Below are 2,471 nucleotides of genomic sequence, written 5' to 3' on the forward strand. Positions count from 1 at the left end.
GGCCCTGGCCGGCGCCGGCATCACCCGGCTGCTGGTCGAAGGCGGCGCGCAAATCGCCTCTGCCCTGCTGCGCGCGGGGCTGGTGGACCGCCTCGCCTGGTTTCACGCTCCCGCCGTCATGGGCGGCGACGGCTGGCCGGCCGCCCAGGCATTCGGGGTCACGTCCCTGGCCGCCATGCCCCGGTTCCGCCGCGTCGCGTCCGTGCCGTGCGGCGACGACATGCTGACCGAATTGCGGAGGGAAGACTGAATGTTCACCGGTATCGTCACCGCGCTCGGGCGCGTCCGCGCGGTCGATCCGATCGGCGCCGGGCGGGACATGCGGCTGACCATCACCGCCCCCTGGGCCGACACCGCGTCGATCGCGATGGGTGCCTCCATCGCCTGTTCGGGCTGCTGCCTGACGGCGGTGGCGATCGGCGAGGACTGGTTTGCGGCCGACGTCTCGGCCGAGACGCTGGCCCGCACCACGCTCGGGCGCTGGCGGGCGGGCACGCCGGTCAACCTGGAACGCAGCCTCCGGCTCGGCGACGAGCTTGGCGGACACATCGTTTCGGGCCATGTGGACGGGCTGGGCACGGCGGTCTCCGTCACGCCGGAGAACGGGTCGCACCGCTGGCGCTTCGCGGTGCCGGCGGAGCTGGCGCGCTATGTCGCGGTGAAGGGATCGGTCGCGGTGGACGGCGTGTCGCTGACGGTCAACGAGGCCGACGAGCACGGATTTGGTGTCAACATCATCCCGCACACCGCTGCCGTGACAACATTTTCGGCGCTGGCGGCGGGGGATGCGGTCAATATCGAGATCGACATGCTCGCGCGCTATGTCGCCCGGCTAGCGGAGTTCCGATGAAGACGCAGACGCTGCACGACTACATCGCCGACCCGGCCGAGATCGTCGAGGAGGCGCGCAACGGGCGCATGTTCATCCTCGTCGACGACGAGGACCGGGAAAACGAGGGCGACCTGGTGATCCCCGCGCAGTTCGCGACGCCCGAGGCGGTGAACTTCATGGCCCGCTACGCGCGCGGGCTGATCTGCCTCGCGATGACGCAGACGCGCTGCGAACAGCTTGGCCTGCCGCTGATGAGCCAGTCGAACGGGACGCGGCACCAAACCGCCTTCACCGTCTCGATCGAGGCGGCGGAGGGGGTGACAACCGGCATCTCCGCCCATGACCGCGCCCATACCATCGCGGTGGCGATCCGCGGCGACACCACGCAGTCCGACATCGTGACGCCCGGCCACGTCTTTCCGCTGATGGCGCGCGAGGGCGGCACGCTGGTGCGCGCGGGCCATACCGAGGCGGCGGTGGACATCGCCCGCATGGCCGGGCTGACGCCCGCCGGGGTGATCTGCGAGATCATGAACGACGACGGCAGCATGGCCCGGCTGCCCGACCTGGTTGCCTTCGCGCAGCGGCACAACCTCAAGCTCGGCACCATCGCCGACCTGATCGCCTATCGCCGCCGCACCGAGCGGCTGGTGAAGCTGATCGAGGAAAGCCGCGTCGATCACGTGGCCGGCGGCGAGTGGCGGGCGCTCGTCTATGCCAACACCGTCGAATATGCCGAGCATCTGGCGCTGGTGAAGGGCGACGTGACGACCGACGCGCCGGTGCTGGTGCGGATGCACGCGATCGACCTGCTGGACGACATGACCTCCGGGCCGCACTGGATCAGCCTGCACGCCGCGATGCGGATGATCGCGGCCGAGGGGCGGGGCGTGGTGGTGCTGATCCGCGACACCCGCCCGACCTCGCTCAGCGAGCGGGTCCGCCGCCACGCCGCCGCCGCCCGCCCGGTGCCGGAGCTGCGCGATTACGGCATCGGGGCGCAGATCCTGCTCGATCTCGGGGTGCGCGACATGATCCTGCTGTCGAACACCCGCCGGACCATCATCGGGCTGGAGGGCTACGGCCTGAATATCGTCGATCAGCGTCCCACGGAGGAGAAATGAGCACGCGCGACGCCCCGCTGCCGGTCGCGCCGCGGGTGGACGGGGCGGCGCCGCGGGTGCTGGTGGTCTGCGCGCCCTATAACAAGGACGTGGTGGAGGGGCTGGCCGCGGGTGCGGCGCGCATCCTGACGCAGGCGGGTGCCGCGCATGACCGCATCGACGTCGCAGGCGCGCTGGAACTGCCGCAGGCGATCCGCCTGGCGCTGCGGGCGCGGGGCGGCCACTACGACGCCTATGTCGCGCTCGGCTGCGTCATCCGGGGCGACACCGACCACTATGACCATGTCTGCCGCGAGGCGATGCGGGGGCTGATGGACGTGGCGCTGCAATACGGCGTGCCGGTGGGCAACGGGCTGCTGACGGTCCACACCGAGCAGCAGGCGGTGGAGCGTGCCGGCGCGGACGGCTTCAACAAGGGCGCGGAGGCGGCGGTCGCGGCGCTCGGTCTGGTGCAGGCCGCGCGCCGGCTGGACGCGGCCGCGTCGGGCAACGCGTCGTGAGCCAGCGCCCGCGCC

Annotated in this window: 4 protein-coding genes; all 4 read left to right on the forward strand. The window is 71.4% G+C overall.

Annotated features, from left to right (window positions below):
* Positions 1 to 250 (forward strand): RibD family protein (locus B8460_RS15055; RefSeq protein ID WP_048862424.1); only part of this gene is annotated, 250 nt, incomplete at its 5' end.
* Complete coding sequence (locus B8460_RS15060) at positions 251 to 850, forward strand: riboflavin synthase (protein WP_048862425.1); 600 nt, start codon at positions 251 to 253, stop codon at positions 848 to 850.
* Entirely contained in the window at positions 847 to 1,956 is a 1,110-nt protein-coding gene (gene ribB, locus B8460_RS15065; RefSeq protein ID WP_048862426.1) for a 3,4-dihydroxy-2-butanone-4-phosphate synthase, read from the forward strand. Before B8460_RS15060 ends, ribB begins: the two co-directional genes overlap by 4 nt.
* The gene (gene ribH, locus B8460_RS15070; protein ID WP_048862427.1) at positions 1,953 to 2,456 is read left to right on the forward strand and encodes a 6,7-dimethyl-8-ribityllumazine synthase; all 504 of its coding nucleotides are present in this window, start codon (positions 1,953 to 1,955) and stop codon (positions 2,454 to 2,456) included. The genes ribB and ribH overlap by 4 nt, the downstream gene beginning before the upstream one ends.
* Positions 2,457 to 2,471: the final 15 nt, after the last annotated feature.

The sequence above is a fragment of the Acidisphaera rubrifaciens HS-AP3 genome (assembly GCF_000964365.1).
GTDB lineage: Bacteria > Pseudomonadota > Alphaproteobacteria > Acetobacterales > Acetobacteraceae > Acidisphaera > Acidisphaera rubrifaciens.